Origin of the sequence: Providencia hangzhouensis, assembly GCF_029193595.2 — a bacterium.
Taxonomy (GTDB): domain Bacteria; phylum Pseudomonadota; class Gammaproteobacteria; order Enterobacterales; family Enterobacteriaceae; genus Providencia; species Providencia hangzhouensis.
This window is the reverse complement of sequence record NZ_CP135052.1, coordinates 2936015-2952647: the sequence shown is the minus strand read 5'-3', so window position 1 is coordinate 2952647 and position 16633 is coordinate 2936015. Positions and strand designations below refer to the sequence as shown.

Genomic DNA, 16633 nt, shown 5'->3' with positions numbered 1-16633 from the left:
TATACCATGTCTATGTTAGATGATGATTTAAATAAACACGAAGAAGAAAAAAACGGCGAAGGCTACCTCATTTTTACCTTGGGTGAAGAAGAGTATGGCATTGAAATCTTAAAAGTGCAGGAAATTCGTGGCTATGAACAAGTGACTCGTATCGCGAATACCCCTGATTTTATCAAAGGTGTGACTAATTTACGTGGAGTCATCATTCCAATTATTGATTTACGGGTGAAGTTTTCCCATGAAAACGTAGTGTATAACGATAACACGGTCGTTATTGTGGTGAATTTAAAAGATCGCGTTGTCGGTATTGTCGTCGATGGGGTTTCGGATGTGCTGGTCTTGAATGAAGAGCAAATTGCGCCACCACCTGATTTTGCGGTGACATTATCGACCCAATATCTGACAGGGCTCGGAACATTAAATGACCGTATGTTGATTTTAGTCGATATCGAAAAATTATTAACTAGCGATGAAATGGCGCTGATTGACAGCATGGCTGAGTAATTCTCAGCCCCAATGATTGTTCAAATAATAATAAGTCATTAACTAAAGTTTTTGGTTGGATGACCGATATCCAAAATACAACAAAATTATGTTAGTAAAATGTCATGTACAGTCGAATTAAAATCGTATCGGGACTTTTGTCCGTCATTTTTATCTTTATTTTGCTGCAACTGGTATCCAGTGGGTTGATGTTTACCAAACTGGGCGATAACAGCGACAGCATTAGTTATTTGAATTCCTTACAACGCCAAAGACAAGTATTAACAGAAAGTTGGGTTAATTTGTTACAAGCCCGGGCGAACTTAAACCGCTCTATCAATGCCTATTTGCTCGAAGGTCGTAAAATTCAAGACGATGCAACGACAGAAGACTTGATTAAAGCCGCTAAACGTAACTTTAAATCAGCGGATGACGCTTACGCACGTTATAACAAGCTGATGCAAAGTTCAGATTATGATAAAGCCAAATTTGAAAAGCTGTTTAGTACCTATGAAACCTATCGTGATGCGTTAATCAAGCTAAGTGAATTCGCTGAAAAGGGTGACCTTGAAGGTTTTTATGCACACAGAACCTCAGGGCACCAAGTGAAATTTGAAGAGCAATTTAACGCTTATTTTGCGGATATATCTGCTGATTTCCAGGCCGAAGTCGTCAATGCAGATAATAACTATCGCCAATCATTATACATGTTGGTGACGTTATCTATCTTACTCGCTTTGATTGGTTTCTTCAGTTATCGCTATGTTCGTAAAGGTATTATCGAGCCACTCGGTATCTTAATTGAACGTATTAAAGTCTTTGCTTCAGGGGATTTAACACCGAATGTGACAACAATTGCCAAGAATGAAATTGGTGAATTGGCCAATGGTGTTCAACACATGCAACAAGAGCTGATTAATACGGTTCGAGGTGTGCTAGATGGTAGCGAAACTATTTACCAAGGTACAACCGAAATTGCAGCAGGTAACAATGACTTGTCAGCACGAACTGAGCAACAAGTCGCTTGCTTAGAAGAAACTTCAGCCAGTATGAGTGAACTGACTGCCACTGTTAAACAAAATACCGAATACGCTCACCAAGCGAGTGAATTTGCAAACCAAGCGTCAGTGATAGCAAAAGAAGGCGGCAAAGTGGTATCCAATGTCGTTAGCACCATGCTGAATATTGCGGATAGCTCACAGAAAATCTCTGATATTACTGCAGTTATCGATAGCATCGCTTTTCAAACTAACATCTTAGCGCTTAATGCGGCAGTTGAAGCGGCAAGGGCAGGTGAGCATGGTCGCGGTTTTGCCGTTGTTGCTGATGAAGTGCGTAATTTGGCACAGCGCAGCGCTGATGCCGCTAAAGAGATTAAAACGTTAATTGAAGATTCGGTGTCAAGAACTGGGACAGGCGCTCGCCAAGCTGAAGATGCAGGCGAAACAATGACCAAGATTGTTGAATCTGTTACACGTGTTACTGACATTATGACGCATATTGCGACCGCATCAGACGAGCAAAGCAAAGGAATTGCACAAGTCAGTATTGCTGTCGCTGAAATGGACAAAGTTACGCAGCAAAATGCGTCGCTGGTTGAGCAATCCGCGGTTGCAGCCAATGTATTGGAAGAGCAAGTGGCAAAACTGTCGCAACTGATTTCTATCTTCCGTTTACCACCATTAAAACAAAGTGAAATACGCAATATTCAGCCGGCAGCAAGAACGGTTTCAAATATCGTTAAAACACCGGATCTGACAAAACTATCATCGAAAGAACATAAAGATGATGACAATTGGGAAACTTTCTAAAGGTTAAGCTCAGTTTCGCGCTGCAAAGCTACGGTTTTGCAGCGTTCCTGCGCATTAGAAAACAAGGCAATGTTTCAGAGGTTCAGTTCTCTTAGCTGGCACAAGTGGGGATTTCTATGTTTGGTAAAAATATCCGGATTTCGGTGAGTTTATATCTTCTTCTCATTTTATTTTGTGGGATGCAGATTGTGTCTAGCGGGGTTTCTGTTGGGATTGTTGTAAGCGAATTAAAATCCTTAGAGCGCATTGATTTGGGGTCTGATAAGCGTTCGATGCTTGAAGAAACCAATAAACACCTAATGCAAGCACGCAATAGCCTAACGCAAATTGCATTGCTGCATAAAGTCGGTGGTAATGAACCATTGATTGAAGAAACAAGAGTGACTTTTGACAAATTACTCGCAGAAGCTGAGAAAGACTACACTATGTTTAAAAACCAGCCTCTTTTAAGTGAGAAAGAAAATCTTGCGGCTTTAGAGGCTCGGTATCAAGCATTTGTCTTAACACTCAAAGCATTAAAAACACATTTAGATAATAACGATATTGCAGCCTATATTGAACTTCCTGCTCAAGAAAACCAGGATCAGTTGGAGCAAGTTGTTGAGGAATACCTTGAATTACTGAATGCTGAAAGCGACGAATCTCTTGCGGTAGCAAGAATGTATAACACCTTCGCTTGGAGTTCATTTTGCTCAGTGATCGTCATTATCATCGCGGTTATTGCATTTGCTCATTATTGGATGAAACGTAAAGTAATTAACCCACTGAAGAGTATGGGAGAGCACTTTGCATTAGTGGCTGATGGTAAACTCAATCAGAAAATTGAAGTGACGACCCGTGATGAAATCGGTGAGGTATTTGGCAAACTAAAGGATATGCAGGAGTCTTTAGTGACTTCAGTGACCGCCTTGCGTTCAAATACTGACCAAATGTATACCGGTATTCGTGAAATTGCTTTAGGTAATAATAACTTATCTTCACGTACTGAGCAGCAAGCAGCATCACTCGAAGAAACTGCGGCTAGTATGGAAGAGTTGACAGCAACCGTTAAGCAAAATGCGGATAACGCACGTCAAGCCAGTGAACTTGCTGTTAGTGCATCGAAAACCGCAACGAAAGGTGGAGAGATCACCGAAGACGTGATTGACACCATGACTTCCATTTCTAATAGCTCAGAAAAAATCAGTGCCATTATTAGTGTGATTGATGGGATTGCTTTCCAAACCAATATCTTAGCATTGAATGCTGCCGTTGAAGCCGCTCGAGCAGGTGAACAGGGGCGCGGATTTTCTGTGGTTGCTGGTGAAGTTAGAGCGCTAGCTCAGCGCAGTGCGGAAGCGGCAAAAGAAATTAAAACCTTGATTGATGAGTCTGTCGGTAGAGTGAGCCAAGGTTCTCAGCTTGTTAATGAAGCGGGGGAAACTATGAGTGAGTTAGTTGCAGCTGTTAACCAAGTTACTGAATTAATGGGCAACATTGCTTCTGCTTCCAATGAACAAAGTCGTGGTATTGAGCAAGTCGCCACAGCGGTAAGCCAAATGGATTTAGTGACACAACAAAATGCGGCATTAGTGGAACAATCGACCAGTGCGACGGCGGCGTTAGAAGACCAAGCAAACAACTTAGTTGATACGGTTGCATTCTTTGAATTACCCGAAAGTCATTTAAATCGTAATCGGCGTTAAGTGTTGTGAAAATTCGTTTCTGAATTTTCGGTGGATAACCGTAACAGGTTATTTTTCCTTAGGTTATCCATCCTAAAAGGCAGCCAAATAACTGGCTGCCTCTGGGTTTTTATTGAATAGGACGACAAGTACGATGCTTTTTGTACCACAGGTAGAACCACTGACTGATGATGAGTTTGGTCGGGTTTGTCGATTTATTCATAAAAAATCAGGCATTGTCCTCACCATGAATAAAAAAAATATGGTCTATAACCGGCTGTTAAAGCGGTTACGTGATTGTAATATCGACAATTTTTCCGATTATTTGCGGATGTTAGAGCGTGAGCCTCACCATGCAGAATGGCAAGCTTTCGTGAATGCTTTGACGACAAATTTAACTGCGTTTTTTCGTGAACCGCACCATTTTGTGACGTTAGCGGACTTTGTTCGTACGCGTAAAAATAGTGCCATTAATATTTGGTGTGCCGCATCTTCAACGGGAGAAGAGCCGTATTCGATAGCAATGACATTAAGTGATGTGCTTGGGCCGAATGCCATCAATGCCAAAGTGATTGCCAGTGACATTGACACGGAAGTGCTAGAAAAAGCGAAACAAGGCGTATACCGCGTAGAAGAGCTGAAATCATTAACGGCATTACAGCGACAACGTTATTTCATGAAAGGGGTTGGTGAATTTGACGGTTATGCACGAGTCAAACCTGCATTGCGCCAAATGATTGAATTTCGTTACTTAAACTTGAGTGACCATGACTGGCAGATGCAACATCGGTTTGATGCGATTTTTTGTCGTAATGTCATGATTTATTTTGATAAAGAGATGCAGATAAAAATGCTAGAGCGTTTTGCTCCATTGCTTAAGCCAGACGGATTACTGTTTATCGGGCATTCCGAAAATTTATCGCAGTTATCACAAAGTTTCGTTATTAAAGGGCAAACCGTCTACAGCTTGCAAGCGGCGAGGAGGGGGTAATGAAAAAGATTAAAGTGCTATGTGTGGATGACTCAGCATTGATGCGCCAATTAATGCGCGAAATTATTAATAGTCACGAAGACATGATTGTGGTTGATACTGCACCAGACCCTTATGTTGCACGTGACTTAATCAAACAACATGAACCGGACGTGATCACGTTAGACGTGGAAATGCCGCGAATGGATGGTATTGATTTCTTAGAAAAACTAATGCGCTTGCATCCAATGCCTGTGGTAATGGTTTCAACATTAACGTCGAAAGGTTCGGAAGTGACGTTAAAAGCGCTGGAATTAGGTGCTGTGGATTTTGTCACGAAACCACAAATTGGTATTCGTGAAACCATGATGAGTTATCGAGATATTATTGGTGAGAAAATTCGCGCAGCAGCCATGTCTAAAATTACTCAGCGCAGCCGCTTTGCCCGCCCTGACAAAAAGGTTAATGAGCCAGTTTCTCAAGCGAAAGCACTCTCTCCCTATGTTTGCAATAGCCGTGTGATTGCGGTTGGCGCATCGACCGGAGGAACGGAGGCAATACGGCAATTTCTGGAAATGTTACCTCATGAATGCCCTCCGGTAGTGATCACTCAGCATATGCCAGCGGGTTTTACGCGTTCTTTTGCTGATCGCTTAAATAAGCTCTGTGTATTGACCGTAAAAGAAGCTGAACACAACGAACTATTACAAAAAGGCCATGCATATATTGCCCCAGGCGATTCGCACATGTTGATTGCGGATAAAGGCAAGGGATTTCAAGTTATTTTGCAGCAAAGCGAACCTGTTAACCGGCATCGTCCTTCTGTTGATGTGTTGTTTGATTCAGTAGCTCAATGTGTTGGGCGAAAATGTATTGGCATTTTATTGACAGGGATGGGGATGGATGGCGCGAAAGGGCTATTAAATTTACGTAAGCAAGGGGCTATCACTTACGCACAAAACGAAAGTAGTTGCGTGGTGTTTGGAATGCCTCGCGCGGCGATTGAATTGGGGGCTGCGGATGAGGTGCAAGATATTCTCAAGATTGCCCCAAGTGTTTTAGCAAGACTTTCTTCTGTCACGGTTTAAACCGAGACAGGAATTCACAATTGTATTTTGAAGGAGTGGTTATGGCCGCTAAAGATCTCAGTTTTTTGGTTGTCGATGATTTTTCTACAATGCGACGTATCGTCCGTAACTTATTAAAAGAGCTCGGATTTAACAAAATAGAAGAAGCAGAAGACGGTGTTGATGCATTAGAAAAAATCCGTACAGGTAGCATCGATTTTGTTGTTGCTGACTGGAATATGCCAAACATGGATGGCCTTGAGCTGCTTAAAACCATTCGTGGTGATGATGCTTTGAAGCATATCCCCGTATTAATGGTGACAGCAGAAGCGAAAAAAGAAAATATTATTGCCGCTGCACAAGCGGGTGCGAGTGGTTATGTCGTTAAGCCGTTCACTGCCGCTATCTTAGAAGAAAAACTGAATAAAGTATTTGAAAAAATGGGGCTGCAATAACAGTGCGTGCCAAAGGAGGTTTTCATGACTGAGCAAGTGGGTATGGAAGGTATTCGCAATGGTAATGATGATTTAAAACAAGTCATTACGCGCATTGGTACGCTAATGAGAACGCTGCGTGAAAGTATGCGCGAATTGGGGCTAGAAAAAAGCGTTCAACAGGCAGTGGCGAGTATTCCAGACGGAAAAGATAGGCTGCGTTATATCGCCCAAATGACGGCGCAAGCGGCAGAAAAAACCTTAAATGGTATTGATGTCATCAAACCACTGCAAGTGGAAATGAATAAAAATGCGCAGGTATTGCAACAGCAGTGGCAAGAAACCGCTGGAGATGGGGTTCCTGCACAATTGCGTGAGTCAACAGAAGCTTTTTTAGGGCAAGTGATCCAAGACAGCGAAACCACCAAAGCAGAGCTGTTAGAAATCATGATGGCGCAAGATTTCCAAGATTTAACAGGGCAAGTCATCAAAAAAATGATGGAAGTGGTTGAAGAAGCTGAAAAGCAACTGCTCGCACTGTTAATGGAAAATACACCACCTGAAATGCGTGCGAAAACGCAAAACGAAAGTTTGCTCAATGGCCCACAAATCAATAAAGAAGGCGTGAATGTGATGGCATCACAGTCTCAAGTTGATGATTTGCTTGATGAGCTGGGCTTCTAATCGCCGACAAGTTTTTAATTTAACTACTCTAATTACATAGGGTTAGGGTAGTTTTATTGTATTTGCGTTACAAGGGGAGGATTGCAATGATAAATAACGATTTAATTTCTGCTTTTGTTATTAAAGAAAAAAAAGAACAAAAAGAAATAGTTCAAGAAAATGATGGAGATATTAATGAGTGCTCTACTGAATTACAGATGAGACAGGCGTTAATCAATCAACTCAAAAAAGCACGTTTAGCCAATAATTTAACCCAAATTCAAATTGCGGAAAAAATGCAAACTCAGAAGCAGAACGTGTCCCGTTTGGAAAAAGCGCAGTTCGACCCAAAATTAGGCACATTATTAAAATATGCAGAAGCGGTGGGGATGCGGATTACCTTGGATTTTTCCTCTAAACCTTGAATTATATAGAGCCTATGAATATTCAGCTGAACAATTTAATTGCTAATCATGTTGATAAACAGCAATGATTTTACTACCAAGTATTTGCTCAAATTCCTCGATAAAATTATCGCGTATATCCCAATTATGAAAACTAAAACCTAAATTGCCGAATGCCCATTGAGGGTCAAACTGCCATTCATTAAGTGAGCCATGAAAATCGCAATAAAAACAAGCGAGATTTTCTGGTTTTCCTTCATACCAATCCGTAACAGTATCACTCCATGCATGGCTATGCTCACTTTGTTCCTGATTACATTGTGGGCAATAAATACCAAGGCCATTTCCCCCTGCATGAAAAACTGTTCGTTCTGTCACGATAGACAGGTAGTTTTTTAGCGTATCTTCAGGAAGTTGAGTTGGGACGATTTCATCATTAATTACGTACAAAATGGGTTCTTTGTGAGCAGGCGTAGGACGATAAATTACTTCACCATACTCGATACTTTGAAAGTCAGGGTCGATAATACCTTGATGTTTTAGCCAATTAAGCATACGTAAGGCTTCTTTTGGGGCATCTTCTAAAGTGATATCTGGGGCAACAAGGTGGCAAGTATCCATAATAACCCTTCATTGTTAAAAGCCATCAATCAGTAAGTCAATTGCGTGTTTAATGGTGTCTCGCTGGCTACTTAAGTCAACGATTTCTTTCCCTAATAATGAATGAGGGACGCAAGCCATTTGGTGAGTCATTAAAATAAAAACCTGCCCGTTGATTGATAATTGTGGATTTAAGCGTACAGGTAATGGCTTTTTAACTAGCCTGCTATCGAATAACGGGATGACTAAACGAGTATTCAATATATCAATAATGTTACTTTGAATATCCAGTAAATATGGGTATTTGACCGTATCTTCTCGGTTTTGATAGAGGCAATATTGCATTAAAAATCCTTGTATTTATCTGAGAGTAATCCATATTCTTCATTTATCCTGTTTAACTCATTAAAGCCTTCGACATTGTCATTTTTCCATTTTTGCGCTTCGAGGCGTTTTAATTCAGCTTGTAAGGCACAAGCCAGTATTGCTGATAAGTTAAGTTTAGCCCGCCTTGCTTGTTCGTAGAGTTCAGGCGCGACAGTGACACTGACGGTTTTTTTTGTTCTATTCATAGATGCCCCTTATACACGTGTTATGACACGTGTACTTTAGCACAGCTCATCGATCACGATAGGGATTTTATCAACAAATATTGCCATTATCAGAGTATCTTTAATTTATTGCGATTATTTGCGAAACCCTTCGCAAAGTTGCCGCCTTATTGTTCAATAGCCAAATAACCCCCTTGAACTGCGTCTATTTTCCATCATTGATTTTTTTACACTCTGTCATGCTATAGCGATAACTCGTATTTTCATTACATTTTGGAACCGCGGTGTCCGACGAGAGTGATGTAGAAAAAACCGAAGAGCCCACGCCCCATAAAAAGCAAAAAGCCAAAGATGATGGGCAAATCGTTCGTTCAAAAGAACTTAGCTCGCTAATGATGATGTTAGCAGGCGTGAGCTTGCTATGGCTAAGTGGTGGACACCTCGCAGCACAATTGCGGCAAATTACTCGTCAGGGTTTTATTTTTGATGGCCACTATTTACAAAATACAGGCTTGATGATCAGTTACTTAGGGCGTGTGGTCAGTGAGGCGTTATTTGCCTTATTACCAGTCATTGGCGGGTTAGCTTTGGTTGGCATTTCTGCATCATCATTAGTCGGTGGGCTCGTTTTTAATAGCAAGTTGATTAAATTTGATTTGAAAAAGTTAAATCCAATCAAAGGGCTAAAACGTATTTTTTCGATGAATGCCTTATCTGAGTTATTTAAAGCGATTTTGAAATCCTTATTTGTTGGTTTGGGCGCGTTTATTTTTCTTTGGCAAAGTTGGCCATCGTTACTGCATTTAGTGATGGAATCACCCGTTACGGCGCTAAGTAATGCACTGCAAAAAGTGATTTTTGCGGGATATTTAATCGTATTTTTGCTTATCCCAATGGTGGCTTTTGATGTTTTCTATCAGTTTCGTTCCCATTTGAAAAAATTACGCATGAGCCGTCAGGAAATTAAAGATGAATTCAAGCAGCAAGAGGGTGACCCGCAGATTAAAGCCAAAATTCGCCAACAGCAGCGTGCGATTGCGCGTAACCGAATGATGGCGGATGTTCCGAATGCAGATGTTATCGTCACTAACCCAACACATTATGCGGTCGCCCTTAAATATGACGACAAAAAAATGGGGGCACCCAAAGTATTAGCGAAAGGTGCAGGTGTATTAGCTCAGCGCATCAAAGAAATTGGTGAAGAGCACCGAATATTACAGTTAGAAGCACCGCCTCTTGCTCGTGCGCTATACCGCCATGCGGAGATAGGCCAAAGCATTCCTGTTGCACTATATGCGGCAGTTGCAGAAGTTTTAGCATGGGTTTACCAGTTGCGCCGCTGGCGCCGAGAAGGTGGGCTCAGACCAAAAAAACCGAAAAATTTACCAGTGCCACCGACGCTGGACTTTGCTGGAGATAACAATCGAGATGGCTAATTTGGCTTCATTATTAAAATTGCCGAAAAATTTACAAGGAACGCAGTGGCAAATACTGGCCGGCCCGGTTCTGATATTAATGATCCTGTCGATGATGGTATTGCCATTACCGGCTTTTTTATTGGATTTACTGTTTACCTTTAATATTGCACTTTCCATTATGGTGTTATTAGTGGCGATGTTCACAAAACGCACATTAGATTTTGCGGCATTTCCTACCATTTTGCTATTTGCAACTTTATTGCGCCTCTCTTTGAATATCGCCTCGACGCGAATTATCCTGTTAGATGGCCATACAGGGCCAGATGCTGCTGGGCGAGTTGTCGAAGCCTTTGGTCACTTTTTGGTGGGCGGCAACTTCGCCATCGGTATTGTGGTATTCATTATTCTTGTGCTGATTAACTTTATGGTTATCACTAAGGGGGCGGGGCGTATCGCGGAAGTGGGCGCTCGCTTTGTGTTAGATGGCATGCCAGGTAAGCAAATGGCCATCGATGCCGACTTGAACGCGGGTATCATTAATGATGATGAAGCGAAAAAACGCCGCGCGGAGGTTACGCAAGAAGCGGATTTCTATGGTTCGATGGATGGTGCGAGTAAATTCGTGCGAGGAGATGCTATCGCGGGGATCATGATTATGGTGATCAACGTGGTTGGCGGGTTAATCGTTGGTGTAGGCCAGCATAATATGTCTTTGGGAGATGCCACCAGTGCCTATACCTTGCTGACTATTGGTGATGGGCTTGTCGCGCAAATTCCAGCTTTGATTATTTCCACCGCTGCTGGGGTTATTGTCACTCGTGTGGCAACAGATGAAGATGTGGGTGAACAAATGGTCACTCAATTATTCAATAACCCAAGAGTGATGTGGTTGAGCGCTGGGGTTCTAGGTTTAATCGGTTTAATACCGGGTATGCCTAACTTTGTATTTTTACTGTTTACCGCGGCACTGGCTGCCCTTGGTTGGTATTTAGTCCGCAAATCCCAACAACCCGAAAGTAGTGCGGGGGATAATAGCCAATCTCAGCATTTTCAAGAAGCCAATAAAGTGGTTGAAGCCACGTGGGATGACGTTCAACTAGAAGACTTGTTGGCGATGGAAGTGGGGTATCGGTTGATCCCATTAGTCGATAATGACCAGCAAGGTGAATTATTAGGGCGACTACGTGGTTTACGTAAGAAATTTGCTCAAGAAGTGGGGTATTTGCCACCCGTGGTGCATATCTGCGATAACTTAGCGCTTTCCCCTTGTGAATACCGAATTCTAATTAAAGGCGCGGAAGTTGGGCGGGGGGAAGCACAGCCAGGGCGTAGTCTGGCTATTGACCCAGGTAATGCGGCTGGGTCGTTACAAGGGGATGTCACTAAAGAGCCAGCATTTGGTTTACCCGCCATTTGGATTGATGATGATTTGCGTGAGCAAGCACAAATCCAGGGGTATACCGTGGTATCCGCGAGTACTGCAGTGGCTACTCACTTTAATCAAATTTTACTGCAAAACTCCAGCACCTTATTTGGCCGCCAAGAAGCCCAAATGTTGTATGACCGCGTGAAAAAAGAGATGCCAAAATTGGCAGATGACCTGATCCCAGATACGATTTCATTAACGATTTTGCACCGCGTTTTACAAAACTTATTAATGGAAGATGTGGTGATCCGCGATATGCGTACCATCATTGAAACCTTGGCTGAAATGGCAGGAGAAAATGGGGAAAACAAAGATACCGATTACTTAACATCCCAAGTGCGCATTGCATTAGGGCGAGCAATTACACAGCAGTGGTTTGGTAATGCAGAAGAAATTCAAGTGATTGGTTTAGAGGCTAGCCTTGAGCAGATTTTGCTGCAAGCCGCGAAGAACGGCGGTGGGTTAGAGCCGAACTTGGCGCAGTTTATTCAAACTCAAGCGGAGCAAGCTGTAGCTCACCAAGAAGCGATGGGCGCGCCTACAGTGCTGTTAGTTAACCATGGATTACGCTTGATTTTATCGCGTTTCTTGCGGCGCAGTCTGCCGCAGCTGGTGGTCATGTCGAATTTAGAAATGACGGACCACCGTAAGATAAGAATGACGTCGATGATTAGTGGTAGTTAATCATCTTGCTTTTAGTTATATGGTTGTGTAGGATAAATATGTAGTCGCTTTGAAGCTAAATTGTTCTTATACCTAAGGTGTGTATTTGAATGCTCGTCAAAGCGCAAAGAAAGTATGAAGAGGCCGCTCTTTTAAGAGCGGCCTCTTTGTATTTAACTGACTAAAAAACGCCCTACAATTCTGCCTTTATCCGTTAGTAAGACAGATTGCCCATCACGCAGGACTTTTTTCAAATTGTGCTTTCGTCCAATTTTACTCAAAGCTATCTTTTTTGTACTTGATGCGAGTTTAAATGCGGTTAATCCATCTATGTGGATAAGCTGAACTAGATCTTTATGAGTAAAGCTATTTAGGTAATAGGATTGCATATCGCTAGATAGCCAGCCAAGTAAGTCAATTAAATGGCGATATTCTAACTTTAGTCGACTTAATGTTGAAGCTATATCATTAGGGGCACTCTTAATTATTGAACTATCAAATTCATTTAGATCTGTAGTTTTGAATATGGTTCGGTAGTTAAAAAACGTTCAATGCTAATGTCCAAAATACGTGAGTTTATATTTATAGGTGGTGGCCTAAACATATCCTATCCCTTTGATAAATTTATTTTAGTTAAGACGATGAAATTTACCTAATCTACCATCAAGAGGAATATGAAAAAAAGAGATTGCAGCAGCAACTTTGTCTGTATTTTAGTAATTCTATTGAGTGAGCTGCCTGACGAGCCTCAGTATGAAAGGAGAGGGTTGTGAATTAGGCAAAACACACCTTAAATTGAAATTTTCTTACCTAATGCAGGGCGCTTTGACTCTAAACCATCAGCACCATAAGTGGATTGGTTATTATGTTTTTTCACAAAGTTTAGGCGCTGAGCATTCAGCTCAATATGCAGTTGCAGCATTTGGTGATTACGATAATTCAGCTCTTTTAGCTCAGTTGTTAAGCTTTTAATGGCTTCCCATACACCCGTTAGTGCATTATTTCCTTCATAAGGTGCGCTGATTTCAGCTTGTGCTTCTAACGCTAAGCGGTTTGTTTCACCATGGCCGATAGCAGCAACTAAAAACCGTTTTTGCTCAGTGGTTTCTTGAAAAGGCGAAGGCGGCACACGGTGATAACCTAGTAATAGCTCTTCATTTTTCATCACTATTTGTAATGATTGCAAATGAGCGAGTTGTTGCTCAAGTAATATCAGTAATTCGTCAGTCATAGTGGTTATTTATTTCATTGATAACATGCATTCATGAGCATCGCGCAAAATGCCATCAGCAATTTTTTCAGCATCCATTGTTAGGGTGCCATCTTTGATTGCTTGTTTAATTTGTTCAACTTTAGCACTATTAATATCACTTGCTTGAGGTTGCAATAATTTTTTTTGTAGCTCACTAGGAGCAAAAGAACTTTCTTTAACGACTTCATTAGTGGACACTTTTTTGTCCCGCATCGGGGCAGCCGCATCTTGTGGGTCGCGGTTTGTCACCTGAGTCAGTGCAGAAATTGCAGATGTTTGCTCAATAGCCATAATGTATTTTCCTATTTCCGATTTTTTTCATATGTCAGTTATCGGCTTATGTTTATGAATCTTTAGTGTATATAGTGTTACAAAATATTGCACTACTCGTCATACTTCAAGTTGCAGCGTTGTTGACTGCGCTCAGCTCGCCGAATTACATACTTATGTATGCTCATCGGCCTCTCTTCACTTGTCGCCTAGCTGCCACTCGAATTATTTAGAGTATATACTCGTGATGCTTCAAGTTGCAGCGTTGTTGACTGCGCTCAGCTCGCCGAATCACATACTTATGTATGCTCATCGGCCTCTCTTCACTTGTTGCCTAGCTGCCACTCGAATTATTTAGAGTACAAGCGGGGGGCGCTTTATTTTAATGCCACTTGAACGCTGCCATTTTCTAGCGCTTCCCCATTTACAACTTGCCCATTTAACAATCGTACGCGGGTATTTTGGCCGGCAGTAGCATTATTTATTGCTCTTCCTTCGTATTTCACTGAAAAATTATCACCACTAGCGAATACAAATACAGTTTGCCCTGCTTTTATTGCCCAAGGCTGCCTTATCATTGATTTTGTGAATGTTTGACCTGCTGGAATATTACGTAGAGCTATTGCTCCGCGAAGTGCAATTTTGTCTGTACTTGCGCCTGCGGGGAGTTTATGCAATAAGCCTTTTTTGGTTCCGATATCAACAAATTGTATGGGTTCCCCTCTATTTATATTGCGTGTTGCCACGTAATACTGGCCTGTCACATTCACTGTTAGCTGAATAAATTGCTTTTTTTTACCACATTGCACAGGAAGGGACACATTTCCCATATTACGCCCGCCAATAGGTGGGTTGATTTGTGGCTTCTCGCAAATAGGCCAACGTTCAATTGGTGTTTTGATTTCGATTGAAACGTGGGTTTTCTTGCCATGAATTTGGCGAAAATAATGGTTAATATCTTGGGGTAATGACGCTTGAGAAAGCGCTGGAGTAAGACCTAACAAACTGATTACCATATATAAAGGCAATTTTTTAGTGTAATACATCCCGTTTTATCCCCCCAGTAAGCAAACTTTTTCACAATTGCAGTTTACGCAGCTGCGTAATAATGAATGAGCCAAATAGGTCAATTATTTTGCCTTTATCCCGCCATTAGATTTTTTAGTAGGCCGCTAAGATATGCGGGTCGAATTTTAATTTTTACTCGCGAACGTTCAAATTCAGGGATCGCGTTATCTCCATTGAGGACCACTATGATTGATAAATTAAACGCCACGTTTGCTTTCCAGCAACAGGCTTTGTCAATACGCGAAGCAAGGCAGACTGTATTAGCTTCAAACATTGCTAATGCCGACACACCCGGCTACCAAGCACGTGATATTGACTTTAATCGTCAACTTCAACAAGCCATGGATAAAGGTGTGGTAGGGGGAAAAGGTGTGACTCTTGCTGTCACTTCGAAAGGGCATATTGAAGGCCGAGGGGGCAAAGCGCCAAATATTGACCTGAAATATCGTGTTCCTTACCAAACCTCAATGGATGGTAATACGGTAGATATGGACATTGAACGTAGCCAATTCGCAGATAACACCCTGAAATATCAGGCCGACCTTACATTTATCAATAGCCGCGTCAAAAGTATGTTGGCTGTCTTACAGCAAGGGTAATTGCCATGGCTTTACTAAGTATTTTTGATATCTCCGCATCGGCATTGACTGCGCAATCTCAACGTTTGAATGTCAGTGCGAGCAATATGGCCAACGCAGAAAGTATCGTGGGGCCAGATGGCCAACCATATCGCGCAAAACAAGTTGTTTTTCAAATGGCACCACAAGGGCGTCACGAAGTGGGAGGCGTGCGTGTGAGTGAGCTGATAGAAGACCCTACGCCACCCCGTATGGAATATAAGCCCGGTCACCCGTCAGCGAATGAAAAAGGCTATGTGCAAATGCCAAATGTCGACATGGTTGGTGAAATGATCAATACCATTTCAGCCTCTCGTAGCTATCAAGCTAACTTAGAAGTGATGAATACAGCAAAAACATTGTTGCAAAAGACACTGACTATAGGCCAGTAAGGGAGCATTTTCATGGGAGTTGCAGCCACAATGTACGACTCTTTGGATAATACGACTGCGGGCCCTCAGCCAGCTGCGAGTAATGTGCCAAAGAAAAGTCAAAGTGACGATATGCGTGACACTTTTTTAAAAATGATTGTCACACAAATGCAAAACCAAGACCCAACAAAACCAATGGAAAATACGGATTTAACCAGCCAATTGGCGCAAATAGCGACACTTGAGAGTATGAATAAACTCAGTGATAGCGTGAGTGGTATTTCCCAACAAATTGGTTCAGGTCAGTCATTGCAAGCCACTCAGCTGGTTGGTAAAGGTGTGCTTATTCCGCGCAATGAAATCATCTTAGCGCCGCTCAAAAAAGCGAGCACAGGTGAAGACAGCAATGTGATTAAGCCATCAAACCCGCTTCCAGACGAAGGCATCAGCCCAAATAGCCCTTCAATGTTTGGATTAAGTAACAAAGATGCCATTGAAGGTGAAGAGGGCACTGAAGAGCCGCAATCTGAATATATTTCCTCGCCGTTTGGCTTCTTTTTGCCGAAATTGGCGGACAACGTTGAAATTACCATTCGCGATAAAAACCGAATGGTTGTGCGAACCATTACCTATGATACGGAAGTTAAACCCGATATCTATGATATGGCATGGGATGGCCGTGATAACAACGGGAACTTAGTCACCGATACAACAGGAAAATATTACTTTGATGTGAAAGCTGTTAGTTCAGGAGCTGAAATCGAAGTGACCAAACTGGGGTATACCCGTGTTAACGGTGTGACTCCTGGAGCTGACGCACCATTACTTGATGTTGGCATTGGGCAAAGCGTCCCGCTGAGCAGCATTTTCAAAGTTTATCCATCTTCTTAATTTACCCCCA

19 protein-coding genes are annotated in these 16633 nt (G+C 42.1%); 13 read left to right on the top strand and 6 right to left on the bottom strand.

Annotated features, from left to right (window positions below; all coding sequences use genetic code 11):
- Positions 1-6 precede the first annotated feature (6 nt).
- From cheW to PZ638_RS13375, 8 genes are all read left to right on the top strand, one after another.
- Positions 7-504, top strand: a complete 498-nt coding sequence (cheW, locus tag PZ638_RS13410) for a chemotaxis protein CheW (RefSeq protein WP_004909833.1) — start codon at positions 7-9, stop codon at positions 502-504.
- Between the two features lie 104 nt (positions 505-608).
- Complete coding sequence (locus PZ638_RS13405; RefSeq protein ID WP_096864706.1) at positions 609-2294, top strand: methyl-accepting chemotaxis protein; 1686 nt, start codon at positions 609-611, stop codon at positions 2292-2294.
- 116 nt (positions 2295-2410) lie between these two features.
- Entirely contained in the window at positions 2411-3979 is a 1569-nt protein-coding gene (locus tag PZ638_RS13400) for a methyl-accepting chemotaxis protein (RefSeq protein WP_275612122.1), read from the top strand.
- 133 nt (positions 3980-4112) lie between these two features.
- On the top strand, positions 4113-4949 hold the full coding sequence (locus PZ638_RS13395; RefSeq protein WP_094961163.1) for a CheR family methyltransferase: 837 nt from the start codon (positions 4113-4115) through the stop codon (positions 4947-4949).
- Positions 4949-6016 (top strand): protein-glutamate methylesterase/protein-glutamine glutaminase, encoded by a 1068-nt coding sequence (locus PZ638_RS13390; protein ID WP_094961164.1) that lies wholly within the window; start codon positions 4949-4951, stop codon positions 6014-6016. Before PZ638_RS13395 ends, PZ638_RS13390 begins: the two co-directional genes overlap by 1 nt.
- A gap of 41 nt (positions 6017-6057) precedes the next feature.
- Positions 6058-6450 carry a chemotaxis response regulator CheY gene (gene cheY, locus PZ638_RS13385; RefSeq protein ID WP_004255705.1) on the top strand — a complete coding sequence of 131 codons (393 nt, stop codon included), beginning with the start codon at positions 6058-6060 and terminating at the stop codon, positions 6448-6450.
- A 24-nt stretch (positions 6451-6474) separates the two neighbouring features.
- Positions 6475-7113 (top strand): protein phosphatase CheZ, encoded by a 639-nt coding sequence (locus PZ638_RS13380; RefSeq protein WP_094961165.1) that lies wholly within the window; start codon positions 6475-6477, stop codon positions 7111-7113.
- Positions 7114-7199: 86 nt separating this feature from the next.
- A complete protein-coding gene (locus PZ638_RS13375; RefSeq protein ID WP_231136035.1) occupies positions 7200-7517 on the top strand; it encodes a helix-turn-helix transcriptional regulator in 318 nt (105 codons plus the stop codon).
- 42 nt (positions 7518-7559) lie between these two features.
- Here PZ638_RS13375 and PZ638_RS13370 read toward each other — a convergent pair whose 3' ends face one another.
- The 3 genes from PZ638_RS13370 to PZ638_RS13360 are packed head-to-tail and all read right to left on the bottom strand — an operon-like array spanning position 7560 to position 8668.
- The gene (locus PZ638_RS13370) at positions 7560-8117 is read right to left on the bottom strand and encodes a hypothetical protein (RefSeq protein WP_210852622.1); all 558 of its coding nucleotides are present in this window, start codon (positions 8115-8117) and stop codon (positions 7560-7562) included.
- A gap of 15 nt (positions 8118-8132) precedes the next feature.
- Entirely contained in the window at positions 8133-8441 is a 309-nt protein-coding gene (locus PZ638_RS13365; protein ID WP_004255694.1) for a CcdB family protein, read from the bottom strand.
- Positions 8441-8668: a type II toxin-antitoxin system CcdA family antitoxin gene (locus PZ638_RS13360; RefSeq protein ID WP_004255691.1), complete on the bottom strand. Its 228-nt coding sequence runs from the start codon at positions 8666-8668 to the stop codon at positions 8441-8443. Before PZ638_RS13360 ends, PZ638_RS13365 begins: the two co-directional genes overlap by 1 nt.
- 263 nt (positions 8669-8931) lie before the next feature.
- Between PZ638_RS13360 and flhB the strand changes: the two genes are divergently transcribed.
- Positions 8932-10083, top strand: a complete 1152-nt coding sequence (gene flhB, locus PZ638_RS13355) for a flagellar biosynthesis protein FlhB (protein ID WP_140170721.1) — start codon at positions 8932-8934, stop codon at positions 10081-10083.
- Entirely contained in the window at positions 10076-12175 is a 2100-nt protein-coding gene (gene flhA / locus PZ638_RS13350) for a flagellar biosynthesis protein FlhA (protein WP_004255687.1), read from the top strand. Before flhB ends, flhA begins: the two co-directional genes overlap by 8 nt.
- A 769-nt stretch (positions 12176-12944) precedes the next feature.
- Here the strand turns inward: flhA and PZ638_RS13345 are convergent.
- From PZ638_RS13345 to flgA, 3 genes are all read right to left on the bottom strand, one after another.
- Positions 12945-13385 carry a flagella synthesis protein FlgN gene (locus PZ638_RS13345; RefSeq protein ID WP_004255682.1) on the bottom strand — a complete coding sequence of 147 codons (441 nt, stop codon included), beginning with the start codon at positions 13383-13385 and terminating at the stop codon, positions 12945-12947.
- Between the two features lie 9 nt (positions 13386-13394).
- The gene (gene flgM, locus PZ638_RS13340) at positions 13395-13697 is read right to left on the bottom strand and encodes a flagellar biosynthesis anti-sigma factor FlgM (RefSeq protein WP_144141268.1); all 303 of its coding nucleotides are present in this window, start codon (positions 13695-13697) and stop codon (positions 13395-13397) included.
- A 356-nt stretch (positions 13698-14053) separates the two neighbouring features.
- Positions 14054-14692, bottom strand: coding sequence for a flagellar basal body P-ring formation chaperone FlgA (gene flgA / locus PZ638_RS13335; RefSeq protein WP_136135233.1), 639 nt, complete (start codon positions 14690-14692; stop codon positions 14054-14056).
- A 237-nt stretch (positions 14693-14929) separates the two neighbouring features.
- Between flgA and flgB the strand changes: the two genes are divergently transcribed.
- Genes flgB through PZ638_RS13320 form a run of 3 tightly spaced genes read left to right on the top strand, consistent with a single transcriptional unit; the run spans position 14930 to position 16623 of the window.
- A complete protein-coding gene (flgB, locus tag PZ638_RS13330) occupies positions 14930-15343 on the top strand; it encodes a flagellar basal body rod protein FlgB (RefSeq protein WP_004255669.1) in 414 nt (137 codons plus the stop codon).
- Between the two features lie 5 nt (positions 15344-15348).
- Positions 15349-15753 (top strand): flagellar basal body rod protein FlgC, encoded by a 405-nt coding sequence (gene flgC, locus PZ638_RS13325; protein ID WP_096864712.1) that lies wholly within the window; start codon positions 15349-15351, stop codon positions 15751-15753.
- A 12-nt stretch (positions 15754-15765) separates the two neighbouring features.
- On the top strand, positions 15766-16623 hold the full coding sequence (locus PZ638_RS13320; RefSeq protein WP_094961172.1) for a flagellar hook assembly protein FlgD: 858 nt from the start codon (positions 15766-15768) through the stop codon (positions 16621-16623).
- The last annotated feature ends 10 nt before the right edge of the window (positions 16624-16633 follow it).